Genomic DNA, 14,757 nt, shown 5'->3' with positions numbered 1-14,757 from the left:
CCGGCAGCGCCTCCTCACGTCACCAACTTTCGCTTGACTGCTGCCCAAATTTCAGCTTTAGTCTGACCATAATGAAAACGGACAAGCGCAGCTACCGGATGACCTCCAGGGCCAGCGCCGCGGAGCGGACTCACGGACGCATCCTCGCCGCCGCGCGGGAGCAGTTCCTGGCCGCACCGTATGACGACGTGACGCTGTCGACGATCGCGCAGGAGGCGGGCGTGACCCAGCAGACCGTGCTCAACCACTTCGAGAGCAAGGAGAACCTGTTCGCCGTCCTCGTGGAGGGTGTCGCCGTCGAGGTGGACGACCGGCGCGGCACGGCTCGCGTCGGCGACACCGCCGCTTCGATACGCGTGCTGCTCCGGGAGTACGAGGAGATCGGCGACGCCATCATCAGGTTCCTGGCGCTCGAGGACCGCATGCCCGTCCTCGCCGACGTCCTCGCGTCGGGCCGAACCAAGCACCGGGCGTGGCTCGAGCAGGTCTTCGCCGATCGGCTGCCGGCGGACACCCGCGCCCGGCGGCACACCCTCACGACGCTCTACGCGGCAACCGACATCTACGTCTGGAAGCTGCTGCGCCGCGACCTCGACAACTCGCTCGCCGAGACCGCCCGCGTCATGCAGCGGCTCGTCACCGGGGCCCTGGCTCCCTGAGATCGGAGCACGACGATGGAGTACCTCTTCGCGATGTGGGACGGCGGCGGAACCGTCGGACCCGAGCTCGTCCTGGTCCGGCGGCTCGTCGCGCGCGGCCACCGGGTCACCGCCCTGGCCGCGCCGACGCTGCGGACTCAGGTCGAGGCCGCGGGGGCGACGTTCCTGCCCTGGCAGCGCGTGCCGCACCGACGCATGGCCGCCGACCCCGACCCGTTCGTCGATCACGACCTGCGCACGCCCATGCAGGTCGCCGACCGGCTGCTCGACCGGGTGCTCGCCGGGCCCGCCGCGGACTACGCGGCCGAGGTCGGCGCCGCGCTCGACGCGCGACCCGCCGACGCCGTGCTGGCGACGTTCACGCTGCTCGGCGCGCTCGCCGCCGCCGAGAGCCGCGGGCTGCCCTCCGTCGCGCTGATGCCGAACGTCTACCTGTTGCCCGCGCGCGGCCTGCCGCCGTACGGCACCGGCTGGTTCCCACTCCGCGGTCCGCTCGGTCGGCTGCGCGACAGTGTGATGAACGCGGTCTTCCTCCGGCTGTGGTCGCCGGGCACGGCGACGTTGAACGCCGCCCGCCACGAGCTCGGGCTGCCGCCGCTCAGGCACGTCTTCGACCAGCTGACCGGTGCCACGCGCGTCCTCGTGTTGACCTCGCGCGCGTTCGAGTTCCCCGCCCGCATGCCGGCGAACGTCCGGTACGTCGGCCCGCAGCTCGACGACCCCGCATGGGCGCTTCCCGCCGAGCTCCCTCCCGGCGACGAGCCCCTGGTGCTGGTCAGCATGTCGTCGACCTTCATGGACCAGGCACCCGTGCTGCGCCGCGCCGTCGCCGCTCTGGACACGCTGCCGGTGCGCACCCTGGTGACCACCGGGCCGGAGATCGACCCGGCCGAGGTGCCCGGGACCGAGCGGGTGCGCGTGGTGCGCAGTGCGCCGCACTCCACCGTCCTCCCGCACGCCGCGGCGTGCGTCACCCACGGCGGGCACGGCTCGGTCGCGAAGGCCCTGGTCGCGGGCGTGCCGCAGCTGGTGATCCCGCTGGGCCGCGACCAACCCGACAGCGCGGCCCGGGTCGTCGCCGCCGGCGCCGGCCTGCGGCTGGGCAGGAAGGCACCACCCGGCGCGATCGCACGCGCCGTCCGCAGGCTCCTCGACGAGCCGTCGTTCCGGATCCGTGCCGCCGAGCTCGGCGCCGTCATGCGCGCGGACGAGGCGAGCGGCACCGCCATCGACGAGCTCGAGGCCGTCGCACTCGACCGGAACGGGGTCACACCATGACCGCGCATCCCGCCGTCCCCCGCGACGCCGCAATGGCCGACATCCGGGAGATGCTGATCGTCCACCGGGTCTTCCGCCGGGAGTTCGCTGCACTGCCGGGCGCCGTGCGTGGCGTCGCGGTGGGCGACCGTACCCGGGCGAGGATCGTCGCCGGGCACGCGCGCCTCATCATGGAGGGACTGCACCTGCACCACTCCGGCGAGGACGTGGAGCTGTGGCCGCTGCTCGAACGCCGGGTGCAGACCCGCGCGGACGTGACGGCCCGGATGGAGGCACAGCACGGAGAGCTCGCTGCCCTCGTGACCGAGGTCGGCAGGCTGCTTCCCGACTGGGTGGAGTCCGCGGCGCACCCCGAGCCGCTCGCCGAGGTGCTCGAGTCGCTGCAGGCCGTCCTGCTGGTCCACCTCGGCGACGAGGAGGCCGAGATCCTGCCGCTGGTCACCGAGCACGTCACGGCCGGCGAGTGGGCACGACTCGGCGAGCACGCGCGACGGGGCATGCGTCCGGCAGAGCTGCCGCTGATGTTCGGGGCGGTTCTCGAGGAATGCGACGCGAGCGAGCGCGCGATGCTCGTCGCCACCCTGCCGTTCCCGCTGCGGTTGCTGGTGCGGCCGGTGATCGAGCCCGTGTACCGCCGCTACATCGCGAAGGTGCGGGCCGAGGTCCTTCAGTAGACCCAGCGCAGGGCCTCGACGATCTCCTCCGGGCTGGAGTCGGCGAACCTGTCGATCTCGCCGCGGCGTACGGCGGCGACGGCATCGAACAGCCAGGTGCCGAGCGCGTCGCGCAGGACCTCGTCGGCGGCGAAGGCGTCGACCGACACGCTGAGGGTGGTCGGCAGCCGGTGCACTCCCCTGGCCGCCAGGTCGGCGGCATCGTACCCGGCGGGGTCGCCGGTGACCTCGTCCGGCAACGTCGCGCCGGACGAGGTCCCGTGCAGGCCGGCGGCGATCAGGCACCCGGCGAGGAGGTAGGGGTTGGCGGCGAGGTCGACGCACTTGACCTCGACGTTCGCCGCACCCGCCTCGTCGCCGACCGAACCCGTGACGAGGCGTACCGCGGCCTCGCGGTTCTCGCGTCCCCAGCAGCCGTACGGTCCCGCCCAGTGCGAGGGCACCAGGCGCAGGTAGCTGGCCGGCGAGGGCGCGCCGATCGCGAGCAGCGCGGGCAGCCGTTCGAGCACGCCCGCCATCAGCGCCTCGGCCTCGCCCGTCATGCCGTACCTGCCGTCACCGCCGGCGAAGACGTTGCGTCCGTCGCGCGACGCGGACAGGTGCACGTGCCCGCCGTTGCCCACGTGCCGCACGACGACGGACGGCGAGAACGACACGCGGTAACCGTGCTCCGCGGACACGGCACGGATCGTCTGCCTCACGAGGACGCTGCGGTCGGCCGCGGTCACCGGATCGGTCGCGGCGACCGACACCTCGTACTGCCCGTCGGAGTACTCGGGATGCAGCTGCTCGACGTCGAGCCCCTCGACCCGGAGCGCGGCGAGCACGTCGCGCGCGTAGTCGCTCAGCTCCACCAGGCGCGTCATGCCGTACGCCGGTCCGAGACACGCGGGTTCGAAGTCGTGGCCGTCGCCGCGGCTGATCGCCCACTCGATCTCGAACGCCATCGCGAACGTGAGACCGGCGGCCCTGGCGCGTTCGACCATGCGCGACGCGAACATCCGCTGGCACGCGGCGTACGGCTCACCGTCCTGGGTGTACCTGTCGACCGGCGCCCACGCCCACCCCGGCTGGGCGGCGAGCACGACGACCCTGTCGAGGTCGGGGTGCAGCCGCAGGTCGCCGTCGGGACCACCGAGGTCGGCCGTGCGGACGGGCGCGTCGTTGGACAGGAACGTGTCGAACACCGGCGACATGCCGGCACCCCACGCCGCCGCCCGCTCGAACCGGCTCAGCGGCACCGTCTTGATCCGGTTGATCCCCGCCGTGTCGACGAACGACAGCACCACGCCCTCGACGTCGGCCTCGCGCAGCGTCGACACCATCTCCCCGGCGCGCCTGGCCAGGTCCTCCCGATCCAACGCCACGTCCAGCCCTCCGCTTCAGGTCGTGCCCGAAGATACGAGGTCAGTGTGCACGTTCCAGGCGCGGGATGGCACTCAGCAGGGCCTTCGTGTAGTCGTCGCGGGGGTTCTCGAACAAGGCGGCACAGGCGTTCTCCTCGACGATCGTGCCGCCGTAGATGACGCTCACCCGGTCGCACAGGGTCCTGATGATCGCCAGGTCGTGCGAGATGAACAGGATCGACAGACCGATCTCGCGACGGAGGTCCGCCAGCAGGTTGACGATCCCCGCCTGGACCGACACGTCCAACGCGGCGACGGGCTCGTCGGCGACGAGCAGCGTCGGCTCGATCGACAGGGCGCGCGCGATCGCGACGCGTTGGCGCTGGCCGCCGGACATCCCCGCGGGTCGCGAGCTCAACAGGGACGCGGGCAACTGCACCATGTCCATCAGCTCGACGCATCGCTCGTTCAGGGCACGCCGGCGCAGGGAGGTGTGCCGCTTGATCATCTCGGCCAGGGTGGCTCGGACGCTCATCCGCGGGTCGAGCGAGCCGTACGGATCCTGGAACACCATCTGGATGCCGCGCCGGTCCGCCAGAGCGCGCCGCGTGCCGAGCAGGCGTCCGTCGAACGTCACTGTGCCGGAGTCGGCCGGCTGCAGCCCGACCACCACGCGCGCCAGCGTCGACTTCCCGGACCCCGACTCACCCACCAGTCCGACGATCTGGCCGCGCTCGACGTCGAGCGACGCCTCGTTCACCGCGACGAACCGCGACGTCGATCGCTTCTGTTTGAAGCTCACCACGATGTCCGCGCACCGCAGCAACGGCTGGTCGCTCACGACGGCTCCACCTGGTGCAGGCAGTGCACCACCCGGCCCGGCAGCCGCGACGTGTCGGGCACGGGACCCTCCTCGCAGTCGTCCTGACGGTGCGTGCAGCGCGGGGCGAACGGACAGCCTTGCGGCCGGTCCTGCAACGACGGCGCGCTGCCGGGAATCGTGTATAGCCGCTCGGCGATGCGGTCGATGTCGGGTGTCGACCGCAGCAACGCCTCGGTGTACGGGTGCTTCGGCTCGTCGAGGAGCGCGCGCAGGTGGTCGGAGCTCTCCATCACCCGCCCGCCGTAGAGCACGGTCAGCGAGTCGCAGAGCTCCGCGACCACCGCCAGGTCGTGCGTGACGTAGAGCAGCGCGGCGTCGAGCTCGTCGCGCAGGCCGGTGAACAGCGTCAGGATCTGCTTCTGCACGGTGACGTCCAGCGCGGTGGTCGGCTCGTCGCACAGGATGAGCCGCGGCTCGTCCGCGATCGCCGCGGCGATCATCGCGCGCTGCTTCAGACCGCCAGACAGCTCGAAGGGGTACGCGTCCACCCGACTCGCGGCGTCGGGGATCCCGACCCGCTCCATCAGCTCGACGGCGTAGTCGCGTGCCTGCCGGCGCCCCAGCTGCCGGCGCCGCATCACCGCGTCGACGACCTGCTCGCCTACGGTGATCACGGGGTTGAACGCGACGGCCGGCTCCTGGAAGATCATCGAGATCTGCGAGCCGCGCAGGCGCGTCCGCCGCCTGGCGCCCGCGCCGTTCCTCGACCCGTCGAAGACGAACTCCTCGCCGGCGAAGACGATGCGGCCGCCGGTGAGACGCGCGTTCGGCGGCAGCAGGCCGAGGATCGCGCGCAGGGTGAGGCTCTTCCCCGACCCCGACTCGCCCACCAGTGCACGCGCCTCGCCCGGCCGGACCGTGAACGAGACGCCGTCGAGCACGGTGACATGCTCCCCCGCGATGTCCAGCGTGAGGGTGAGGTCGTCGACGACGAGCAGGGCGGCCGAGTCTCCCGTCATCCGCGCCCCTACCTGTCGATCCGCAGGACGTGCGCGAGCCCGTCACCGATGAGCGACAGCGCCAGGCTGCTGAGGACGACCGCTCCCGCGGGGAAGAGCGTCACCCCGTAGTAGCCGCCGGCGAGGAACTGCTGCCCGTCGGCCATCATGGCGCCCCAGTCCGGCGTCGGCGGGACGATGCCGAGCCCGAAGTAGCTCAACGTGACGATCACCCCGACGTTCATCACGATGTCGCTCATCGAGTACACGATCGCCTGGGTGGCCACGTTCGGCGCGAAATGGCGCAGCAGGATGCGAGGCGTCGAGATCCCGCTCGCCTGGCAGGCGGCGACGAACTCCTTGTTGCGCAGCACCATCGCCTCCGCGCGGACGAGACGCGCGTACGCGACCCAGGAGACGGCGGTGATGGCCACGAAGATGCTCCACGCGCCGTTCCCGAGCACGAACACCAGCGAGACGACGAGGATGAAGAACGGGAACGCCGTCACGATGTCGGCGATACGCATCATCACGGTGTCGAACCAGCCGCCGAAGTAGCCGGACGTGATCCCGACGACGAGCCCGATGAGGAACGGCGCGATCACCGCGACGACCGCGATCGTCAGGTCGGTACGGGCGCCGTAGACGGCCCGGCTGAAGATGTCGCGGCCGAGGTGGTCGGTGCCGAACCAGTGCTCGCCGGACGGCCCCTGCAGTGCGTTCCCTGCGTCGGGTGCGGTCGGGTTGTGCCCGGCGATGACGGGCGCGAGGGCGGCGGCCAGCACGATGACGCCGAGGATCGCGATGCCCGTCCACAGCTGCATGTTGTGGCGACGCGCCCATGCGGGCACCCACGCCCGCGTCTTCAGGCGCGGCTCGACGGCGGGGGTCGTCGCGGTCAACTCAGCCTCGCTCTCGGGTCGAGCCGGGCGTAGACGAGGTCCGTCGCCAGGTAGACGACGACCACGAGCAGACCGAAGACCAGGGTGCACGCCTGTACCAGGGCGTAGTCGCGGTTGAGGATGCCCGTCATCAGCATCGAGCCCATGCCAGGGATGGCGAAGACCTGCTCGACCACGAGCGCGCCACTGGCGAGAGCACCGACCTGGATGCCGAGGATGCTCACGCCGGAGATGCCCGCGTTGCGCAGCACGTACCTGCGGTTGACCGCGGTGTCGCTCAGGCCCTTGGAACGGGCGAACGAGACGTACTCGCTGCCAAGCGCCTCGATCATCGCGGCGCGCAGCCCGCGGACGAGGAGTGGCACGATGCTCAGCGCGATCGTCAACGCGGGCAGCACCAGCGCCCAGGCGCGCTGGACGACGCCGTCCGGGTACCCGCCGGCGGGGAAGAGCGCGATCCGGACGCCGAGGAACAGGATCAGCATGCTGCCGACGAAGAACGTCGGCGCGCCCTGGATCACGGCGTTGAACATCCGTACCGCCTGGGTGACGGGCCCGTTCACGTTCGCCGCGCTCCGCGACGCCAGCGGAACCGAGATGAGTGACGCGATGACGGCGCTCATCACGATCAGCGCGAGCGTCACCGGCAGCCGCTGCACCATCAGCGAGGTGATCGACGCGCGGAAGTACAGCGAGTCGCCGAGGTCACCGCGGACGATCTGGCCGAGGTAGCTCCAGTACTGCTCCGGCAGGCTCTGGTCGAGACCCCACAGGTGGCGGAGCGCGGCGACGGCCTCCGGGCTCGCCTTCTCCCCGAGCGCCGTCGCGGCCGGGTCGCCGGGAGCCAGGTGCATCAGCACGAACGAGATCGTGACGACGCCCCAGACGACGGGGATCGCGAGCAGTAGGCGCCGGATCAGCCAGCGACCCATCCGCTCTCCTCCGTACGCCGCCGGTCGAGCGCTCCCGTCACAGCGCCCCCGTCACAGTGCCCACCTCATTTGGACAGCCAGACGTTCTTCAGGAAGTAGTTGCCGGTGCCGCCGGGATGGAACTCGTTCACCTTGGTCGAGTACGAGTAGGTGCCGGGCGCGTAGAACAGCGGGATGAACGGCACCTCGTCCGCGACGATCTCCTGCATCTCGTCGTACGCGGCCTTGCGGGTGCTCTGCTTCGGCTCGCTGCTCGCGGTGGCGGCCAGCTTGTCCATCCTCGGATCCTTGAACCACGTGTAGACCGCGTGCACGCCGCCGGTGTAGCTGCCGGCGAACCTGGCGATCTCGTCCGGGTCGACGATGTCGGTGGTGTAGAGGCCGAACGCCATGTCGTAGTTGCCCGCCTTCTTGGCGGTGACCAGGGCCGCCGGGTCGAGCTTCTTGATCGTCACCTTGATGCCGATCTTGCCCAGGCTGTCCTGGACCAGCTGCGCCTGACTCGCGAGGTCTTGGTCGCCGGAGGGGACCGTCAAGGTGGTGGTGAAGCCGTCGGGGACCTTCGACTCGGCCAGCGCCGCCCTCGCGGCGGCCAGGTCGTATGCCGGCGCCTCGATCTCGTCGTTGTGGGCCCAGGTGACCGGCGACAGATAGGCACCGGCGATCTTGCCGTGGCCGTAGAGCACGGCCTTGTTGATGGCTTCCTTGTCGATCGCCTGGCTGATCGCCTTGCGGACGTTGACGTCGTCGAACGGCTTGCGGGAGTTGTTCATGCCGAGGTAGTCGACCTCGCTGGACGGGAACGCGGTGACCTTGGCGTTTGGCTGGTTCTTCAGCGTCTTGACACTGGAGTACGCCGGGTACTCGTTGATCTGGATCTGCCCGCTGGCGAGCTGGGTGGCGCGGGTGTTGCTGTCGGGCACGACGGTGAACGTCACCGAGTCGAGGAGTGGCACCTCCTTGTTCCAGTGGTCGGGGTTCTTCACGATCTTCAGGCTGCTGCCCCTGGTCCAGCTCTCGAACTTGAACGGCCCGGACCCGATCGGCTTCTTGGCGAACTCCTCCGCGCTCATGCCGCCGTAGTCCTTCGGCACGATCGAGTTCGCGTACAGGGCCATGTCGGCGGGGATCGGTGACCAGGGCTTCTTGGTGTGGAACACGATCGTGTTGTCGGCCGGGGTGTCCATCTTGGTGATGATCGAGTCGATGAACGAGAACGGCGCGGACGGGTCCTGGTTCTGCTCGATCGAGAACTTGACGTCGGCCGACGTGACCGGGTCACCGTTGGTGAACGTCGCACCCTTGCGGAGCGTGAACGTCCAGCTCAGCTTGTCCTTCGACTGCTTCCAGGAGGTGGCGAGCGACGGCTCGACCGTCTCGCCGTCCTGCGACGGGACCGTGAGGGTGTCGTAGATCTCCTCGATGATCCAGATGGCCGAGTTGTCGGTCGGGACGGAGGGCAGCAGGCTGGTGGCCTCGTCGGCCCTGGCCATGACCAGGTCGCCGCCCGCCTGGGGCTTGCCGGAGGAACCGCCCGTGCCGCCGGAACCCCCGCAGCCGACCAGCGTCGCCGTCACGGTCGCGACCGTGACGGCGGCCACCATGATCTTCCTCGGCCTCATGGCACCAGCTTCCCGTCGTGCCCCGCTGCTGCAGGGTACGGTCGTCAATCGTTCATCACGTCGGTCTTCTGGACGAAAGTTACCGCCAAACTTGGTCGGGGCGCACGGCCAGGGCACGGCAGGTGGTGGCTAGTGTCTCGTCGGCGAGCAGGAAGGATCCACTGCATGTCGGACGAGAGCATCCCGGTCACCGTCGACGCCGAGCTGGACGCGCTGTTCGGCCGGTACACCGTCGCCGACCAGGCGAAGGGGTTGGCGTACGGCTGGACGACCGAATCCGGGCTGGCGCATGCGTCCGGGTTCGGCGTCGTGAGCGAGGACGGGCTGGTTCCCGACGCGGACACCGTGTTCCCGATCGCCTCCATGTCGAAGAGTTTCGTCGCGTGTGCCGCCCTGATCGCGCGGGACCGCGGGCTGTTGTCGCTGGACGACCCGGTCACGAAGTACTTCCCCGAGTTCTCGGCGTCGGGCACGGAGGAGGACCCGTGTGACCCGCCGACGCTCGGGATGCTTCTCAGCATGTCCGGCGGGCTGACCGAGGACAACTCGTGGGTCGACCCGTTTATCGACGCGAGCGTCGACCTGGTCCTCGAGCAGGTGAGCAGAGGGCTCCGCTACAGCCATGTCCCCGGCGCCGTCTACGAGTACTCCAACCTCGGCTTCACCCTCGCCGGACTCGCGGTCGGCCGGGTCGTGGGTCGTCCGATCGAGGACTTCGTCCGCGACGAGGTCTTCCGTCCGCTCGGCCTGACGTCGACGTTCTTCGACAACGCCGCTCCCGGCGACCTCGCACGCGCGACCGGGTACTCCCTGGACGCGGACCGCGGTTGGGTGCCGTACCCGCACACCGCCTCGGCGGCGTTCGCGGCGGCGGGCGGCATCATGAGCACGGTGCGTGACCTGGCGACCTGGGTCACCTGGCTGGGGTCGGCGTTCCGCCCGCCGACGGGATCGCTCGAGGTCGGCGTGCTCTCGCGGGCCTCCCGCCGCGAGATGCAGCGCATGCACATCGTGGACGCGCCGGCGCTCGCGGTGGCCGCCGACGGCGGACTGCATCCGGCGATCCGCGGGTACGGGCTGGGCCTGCAGGTGTCGCTCGACCTGCACAAGGGGACCTACGTGGCACACGGGGGCGGGCTGCCCGGGTTCCGGCTGTTCATGCTCTGGCACCCGGACTCCGGGAACGGCATGGTCGTCCTCACCAACAGCCACCGTGGCGAACCGTCGGCGCTGTGTGTGCAGGCGCTGGGCCGCGTGCTGTCGCGCGAGAACGCCCCGGCGCAGACGGTCGTCCTCTGGCCGGAGACGGTGGAGCTGCGCGAGGCGACCGAGCGGCTCGTCCGGGAGTGGGACGACGACCTGGCCGCCCGGATCTTCGCCGAGAACGTCGACTTCGACCGCCCACTGACGGAGCGTCGGGCCGAGCTCGCCGACCTCGTCGCACGGGTCGGGCCGCTGGCCGCCCCGCGTCCGGCGAGCGACATCGTCTCGGCGACGACACCGGCCGACGTCACCTGGTCCATCCCGGGCGAGCACGGTGAGCTCATCTGCATGATCCACCTGACGCCGGTGGACCCGGCCAAGGTGCAGGAGTTCGTCGTACGGGTCGTCCCCGCCGGCACACCGCGCAGCGCCGCCCCGACCGACATCTCGTCCCGCCGCCGGTCCCTGGGCGAGGCCTACCTCGGCCCGCTGCCGAACACCCGGGTCGTCCTGCCGACGTGAAGCCCGGCGTCATCGCGCACCTGCCCGGCCGTCAGGCGAGCAGATCGACCACCGCGCCGAACACCTTCGGCAGGCGGGCGGCTGCCGGGACGATGCGGGGCGCCAGGGCCGGGCGGTCGCGCGCCCAGACCAGGCCCCGCGTCAGCAGCCGGTAGCGCCGGCTCACCCGGCGCCACGCGCGTTCGTACGCCTGGACCCGTCCGGTCCGCACGCAGCGCACGAGCTCGGCGGCCGCGCCGAGAGCGACCGCGATGCCCTCGCCGGTCAGCGCGTCGACATAGCCGGCGGCGTCGCCGACGAGCAGCACGCGTCCGGATACCCGCGCGCGTACGTCCTGACGCAACGGGCCGGCGCCGAGCACGCGCCCGTCGTCCTCCCGCGACGACAGTCGCGCCGCGAGAGCCGGGAACCGTTGCAGCTGCTGGGAGAACGGCCCGCGTTCGGCGGTGAGCAGCGCGACGCCGACCAGCTCGGGACCCAGCGGCGTGACGTACGCCTCCGATCTCTCGGACCAGTGCACCTCGACGTGCTCCGACCAGGGCGCGACCCGGAAGTGCCGCCGCAGGCCGTACCGCACCGGACCACCCGCGACCGTCGCCAGGCCGAGGGTACGGCGGATCGGCGAGTGCAGCCCGTCGGCCGCGACGAGGTACCGCGCCGTGACGCCACCCGCATCGACCCCGGCCGCGTCCTGGCGCACGCCGTCGACGCGCACCGGACGCACGGGGATGCCGAGGTCCGCCGCACGCGCCGCGAGCGCGGCATGCAGGACGGTCCTGCGCACGCCGAGGCCGTGGCCGGCGCGGAAGTCGGTGCCGACCTGCCGGTGGGCGTCGACGTACCTGATGCCGCGGAACGGGTGACCGTCGACGTGCACGCCGAGCGCCGACAGCCGGCGCACGGCGTTCGGCATCAGCCCCTCGCCACACGCCTTGTCGATCGGCACCGACCGTGGCTCCGCGACGACGACGTCTAGCCCCGCGAGCGCCGCGTTGACGGCCGTCGCCAGACCCGCCGGTCCGCCACCCGCCACGAGCAGGTCGATCATCGGGAGATGAGCTGCGCCAGCGCGGCGTTCTCGCTGCGGATGCGTACGGTGAGCACCACGGCGTTGAGCGCGGTGAACGCCAGCGCGGTGATCCAGGCCGTCTGCACCAGCGGCAGCGCGATGCCCTCGACGACGACGGCGACGTAGTTCGGGTGACGCAGCAGGCGGTACGGGCCACGCGTCACGCGGTCGAGCCCCGGGACGACGATCACCCTGGTGTTCCACTGGCGGCCGAGCGAGGCGATGCACCACCAGCGCAACGCCTGCGACGCGCACACCAGCGCCAGCATCGGCCAGCCGAGCCATGGGACGAACGGACGCCCGACCAACCAGGCCTCGACGAGGCAGCCGGCGAGCAGCGCCGTGTGCAGCGCGACCATCCACGGGTAGTGGCCGCGACCGACCTCGACACCGCCCCGCGCGAAGCTCCACGCCGCGTTGCGGCGCGTGACGACCAGCTCGGCGAGGCGTTCGAGGCCGACGAGGAGGACCAGCAGCGGGTACACGGCGCCTACCACCGCAGCAGCACGAGCTCGGCGCAGAATCCCGGTCCCATCGCGAGCAGCATGCCAGGCGTGCCCGCGGGTGGCGGACGCAGCCGCAGGGTGTCGCGCAGCACGTGCAGCACCGAGGCGGACGAGAGGTTGCCGACGTCCGCGAGCGAGCGCCAGGTCAGCTCCAGGGCGCCGTCCGGCAGCCGCAACGTGTCCTGCACGGCGTCGAGCACCTTCGGGCCGCCGGGGTGGCACACCCAGGCGGTGACGTCCGCGGGTACGAGACCGTGGTCGGCGAGGAACGACGTCACGTCGCCGGTGAGATGCCGCCGGACGACGTCGGGCACGTCGGCGCCGAGCACGATCTGGAAGCCGGAGTCCTTCACGTCCCAGCCCATCACGCGCTCGGTGTCCGGGTAGAGCCTGCTGCGGGTGGCCACGACCTCGGGCCCGGTCGCGAGCGGGTGGTCGTCGCCGCAGGCCACGACCGCCGCGACGCCGTCGCCGAACAGGGCGCTGGCCACGAGGTTCGCGGTCGAGAAGTCGTCGCGCTGGAGCGTGAGCGAGCACAGCTCGACCGACAGGAGCACGGCGACCTGGTCGGGCCACGCCCGCAGGTAGTCGTACATCCGGGCGATGCCGGCGGCCCCGGCGACGCAGCCGAGCCCGAAGACAGGCACGCGCTTCACGTCCTGCCGCAGGCCCAGCCCGCCGGCGATGCGCGCGTCGATGGACGGGACGGCGAGGCCGGTGACCGATGTCGAGATCACGAGGTCGACGTCGGTCGGCGACAGCCCCGCCTCCGCGAGCGCGCCCTTGACCGCCGCCGTACCGTAGTCGATCGCGGCGTCGATGAACGCGTCGTTGGCCTCGCCGAAGCCGGAGAGCGTGCCGTAGCGCTCGAGCGGCAGAGTGAGGTGCCGGGTGCGTACGTGCGCGCTGTCGTGCAACCGGTCGAGCAGCGCGGACCTGCCGGGCGTCCGGTCGAGGCCCATGCCGACGAGCGCGTCGGTGACCTGCCGCTGCTCGTACCGATGGGGCGGCAGCACCCCGAACACGCTTGCGATCCGCACCGGTCCAATCTCCCCCACCCGCATCCTCTTGTCACAGCCGGGCGTGGTCGGGGCGACATGTGACACTGGCAAGCCGGTCGACCGGCGGCTTCGGAGGGCTCATCGTGACTGTCCGTGCTCTCCTCGCCGCGTCGCACCCGTTGCCGACGGCCGCCGTCACGGCCTTCGTCGCCGTCGTGGCGGTCGCGGCCGGACGCTCGCCCGCCGACTGCGTGCTCGTGGCGCTCGCCGTGCTCACCGGACAGCTCTCGATCGGCTGGTGCAACGACGCGGTCGACGCGCCGCGCGACGTCGCCCTGGGGCGCACCGACAAACCGATCGTCACCGGTGCCGCGCCACGACGCCTCGTCGCGGGCGCGGCCGTGCTCGCGTTCGCCGCGTGCGTCCCGCTGTCCCTGGCGACGGGCGTGCCCGCGGGTACCGTTCACCTCGTCGGCGTGCTCGCCGGCTGGACGTACGACGCGGGCGTCAAGCGGACGGTCCTCTCGTTCGTGCCCTACGCGGTCGGCTTCGGCGCGCTGCCCGCGTTCGTCACGCTCGGCCTGCCCGGCGCCCCGTGGCCCGCGGCCTGGGGCGTGGCGGCGGCCGCGCTCCTCGGCGTCGGCGCACACCTCGCCAACGCCGTCCCCGACATCGACGGCGACCTCCGCACCGGGATCCGGGGACTCCCGCAACGCCTCGGCGAACGGACCACCCGCCTCGTCCTCCCCGCCCCGATGCTCACCGCGTCGGTCGTCCTCGTGCTCGGTCCGCCGGGTCGCCCGGCCCTGCTCGCGTGGCCGGCGCTCGCCGCGTGCGCCGCGCTGTCGGTGACCGCGGCACTCGCGCCGAGGCGCTACTCGTTCCGCGCGGCGATCGGCGCCGCCGCCGTCGCCGTCGTCCTGTTCGCCGTCAACGCGAGCGCACTGTCCTGACCGAACCACCACACCTGGGGTCCCCAGCGGGGGTCCGGCCCCCCGCTGGGGACCCCAGCGGGGGTGGACACCACGACCGGGGACCCCAGTGGGTACAGGCACCACGACCGGGACCCCAGCGGGGCGTGGGGGCTAGATGAGTGATTCCTTGAAGGGCCTGGGCGCGTCGTGGCCGTGGATGTGGGGGAGGGTGTTCATGTTCGATGTGTGAGCAAAGATCTGAACACCCTCCTGACCGCACTGTACGTGTTGATCGACGATCACGTGGT

14 protein-coding genes are annotated in these 14,757 nt (G+C 71.4%); 5 read left to right on the top strand and 9 right to left on the bottom strand.

Annotated features, from left to right (window positions below):
* Positions 1–71 precede the first annotated feature (71 nt).
* From GEV10_17105 to GEV10_17095, 3 genes are read left to right on the top strand one after another with little or no spacing between them, the layout of a single operon-like run.
* Positions 72–659, top strand: a complete 588-nt coding sequence (locus GEV10_17105) for a TetR family transcriptional regulator (protein ID MQA80175.1) — start codon at positions 72–74, stop codon at positions 657–659.
* A gap of 15 nt (positions 660–674) precedes the next feature.
* The gene (locus GEV10_17100) at positions 675–1,937 is read left to right on the top strand and encodes a glycosyltransferase (protein ID MQA80174.1); all 1,263 of its coding nucleotides are present in this window, start codon (positions 675–677) and stop codon (positions 1,935–1,937) included.
* Positions 1,934–2,611, top strand: coding sequence for a hemerythrin domain-containing protein (locus tag GEV10_17095; GenBank protein MQA80173.1), 678 nt, complete (start codon positions 1,934–1,936; stop codon positions 2,609–2,611). Before GEV10_17100 ends, GEV10_17095 begins: the two co-directional genes overlap by 4 nt.
* On the opposite strand, the gene GEV10_17090 is transcribed toward GEV10_17095, so the two are convergent.
* The 6 genes from GEV10_17090 to GEV10_17065 all read right to left on the bottom strand — a co-directional run bounded on the left by GEV10_17090 (position 2,605) and on the right by GEV10_17065 (position 9,234).
* Entirely contained in the window at positions 2,605–3,936 is a 1,332-nt protein-coding gene (locus GEV10_17090; GenBank protein ID MQA80172.1) for a glutamine synthetase, read from the bottom strand. The two genes, GEV10_17095 and GEV10_17090, sit on opposite strands and share 7 nt — an antisense overlap.
* 82 nt (positions 3,937–4,018) lie before the next feature.
* On the bottom strand, positions 4,019–4,783 hold the full coding sequence (locus tag GEV10_17085; protein MQA80171.1) for an ATP-binding cassette domain-containing protein: 765 nt from the start codon (positions 4,781–4,783) through the stop codon (positions 4,019–4,021).
* An 11-nt stretch (positions 4,784–4,794) separates the two neighbouring features.
* On the bottom strand, positions 4,795–5,799 hold the full coding sequence (locus GEV10_17080; protein MQA80170.1) for an ATP-binding cassette domain-containing protein: 1,005 nt from the start codon (positions 5,797–5,799) through the stop codon (positions 4,795–4,797).
* 8 nt (positions 5,800–5,807) lie between these two features.
* Positions 5,808–6,602: an ABC transporter permease subunit gene (locus tag GEV10_17075; GenBank protein ID MQA80169.1), complete on the bottom strand. Its 795-nt coding sequence runs from the start codon at positions 6,600–6,602 to the stop codon at positions 5,808–5,810.
* A gap of 74 nt (positions 6,603–6,676) precedes the next feature.
* On the bottom strand, positions 6,677–7,612 hold the full coding sequence (locus GEV10_17070) for an ABC transporter permease subunit (protein ID MQA80168.1): 936 nt from the start codon (positions 7,610–7,612) through the stop codon (positions 6,677–6,679).
* A 65-nt stretch (positions 7,613–7,677) separates the two neighbouring features.
* Entirely contained in the window at positions 7,678–9,234 is a 1,557-nt protein-coding gene (locus tag GEV10_17065) for a hypothetical protein (protein MQA80167.1), read from the bottom strand.
* A 165-nt stretch (positions 9,235–9,399) separates the two neighbouring features.
* Here GEV10_17065 and GEV10_17060 point away from each other — a divergent pair, with 165 nt between their 5' ends.
* Positions 9,400–10,959: a serine hydrolase gene (locus GEV10_17060; protein ID MQA80166.1), complete on the top strand. Its 1,560-nt coding sequence runs from the start codon at positions 9,400–9,402 to the stop codon at positions 10,957–10,959.
* A 31-nt stretch (positions 10,960–10,990) separates the two neighbouring features.
* Here the strand turns inward: GEV10_17060 and GEV10_17055 are convergent, their stop codons facing one another.
* Genes GEV10_17055 through GEV10_17045 form a run of 3 tightly spaced genes read right to left on the bottom strand, consistent with a single transcriptional unit; the run spans position 10,991 to position 13,598 of the window.
* Positions 10,991–12,007, bottom strand: a complete 1,017-nt coding sequence (locus tag GEV10_17055) for a monooxygenase (protein ID MQA80165.1) — start codon at positions 12,005–12,007, stop codon at positions 10,991–10,993.
* Positions 12,004–12,513 (bottom strand): hypothetical protein, encoded by a 510-nt coding sequence (locus GEV10_17050; protein MQA80164.1) that lies wholly within the window; start codon positions 12,511–12,513, stop codon positions 12,004–12,006. The genes GEV10_17055 and GEV10_17050 overlap by 4 nt, the downstream gene beginning before the upstream one ends.
* Positions 12,514–12,518: 5 nt before the next feature.
* Positions 12,519–13,598, bottom strand: a complete 1,080-nt coding sequence (locus GEV10_17045) for a type III polyketide synthase (GenBank protein MQA80163.1) — start codon at positions 13,596–13,598, stop codon at positions 12,519–12,521.
* 41 nt (positions 13,599–13,639) lie between these two features.
* Between GEV10_17045 and GEV10_17040 the strand changes: the two genes are divergently transcribed.
* Positions 13,640–14,488 carry a hypothetical protein gene (locus GEV10_17040; protein MQA80162.1) on the top strand — a complete coding sequence of 283 codons (849 nt, stop codon included), beginning with the start codon at positions 13,640–13,642 and terminating at the stop codon, positions 14,486–14,488.
* Positions 14,489–14,757: the final 269 nt, after the last annotated feature.

The organism is Streptosporangiales bacterium (genome assembly GCA_009379955.1).
GTDB lineage: Bacteria > Actinomycetota > Actinomycetes > Streptosporangiales > WHST01 > WHST01.
The sequence above is the reverse complement of the archived record's forward strand: the minus strand, read 5'-3'. Positions and strand labels throughout refer to the sequence as shown.

Bases quoted from the DNA above. Each gene is read 5' to 3' on its own strand.
- GEV10_17075 (MQA80169.1), bottom strand. From the start codon at position 6,602: ATGCAGCTGTGGACGGGCATCGCGATCCTCGGCGTCATCGTGCTGGCC.
- GEV10_17105 (MQA80175.1), top strand. From the start codon at position 72: ATGAAAACGGACAAGCGCAGCTACCGGATGACCTCCAGGGCCAGCGCC.
- GEV10_17065 (MQA80167.1), bottom strand. From the start codon at position 9,234: ATGAGGCCGAGGAAGATCATGGTGGCCGCCGTCACGGTCGCGACCGTG.
- GEV10_17090 (MQA80172.1), bottom strand. From the start codon at position 3,936: ATGGTGTCGACGCTGCGCGAGGCCGACGTCGAGGGCGTGGTGCTGTCG.
- GEV10_17045 (MQA80163.1), bottom strand. From the start codon at position 13,598: ATGCGGGTGGGGGAGATTGGACCGGTGCGGATCGCAAGCGTGTTCGGG.
- GEV10_17070 (MQA80168.1), bottom strand. From the start codon at position 7,612: ATGGGTCGCTGGCTGATCCGGCGCCTACTGCTCGCGATCCCCGTCGTC.
- GEV10_17095 (MQA80173.1), top strand. From the start codon at position 1,934: ATGACCGCGCATCCCGCCGTCCCCCGCGACGCCGCAATGGCCGACATC.
- GEV10_17055 (MQA80165.1), bottom strand. From the start codon at position 12,007: ATGATCGACCTGCTCGTGGCGGGTGGCGGACCGGCGGGTCTGGCGACG.
- GEV10_17100 (MQA80174.1), top strand. From the start codon at position 675: ATGGAGTACCTCTTCGCGATGTGGGACGGCGGCGGAACCGTCGGACCC.
- GEV10_17080 (MQA80170.1), bottom strand. From the start codon at position 5,799: ATGACGGGAGACTCGGCCGCCCTGCTCGTCGTCGACGACCTCACCCTC.
- GEV10_17060 (MQA80166.1), top strand. From the start codon at position 9,400: ATGTCGGACGAGAGCATCCCGGTCACCGTCGACGCCGAGCTGGACGCG.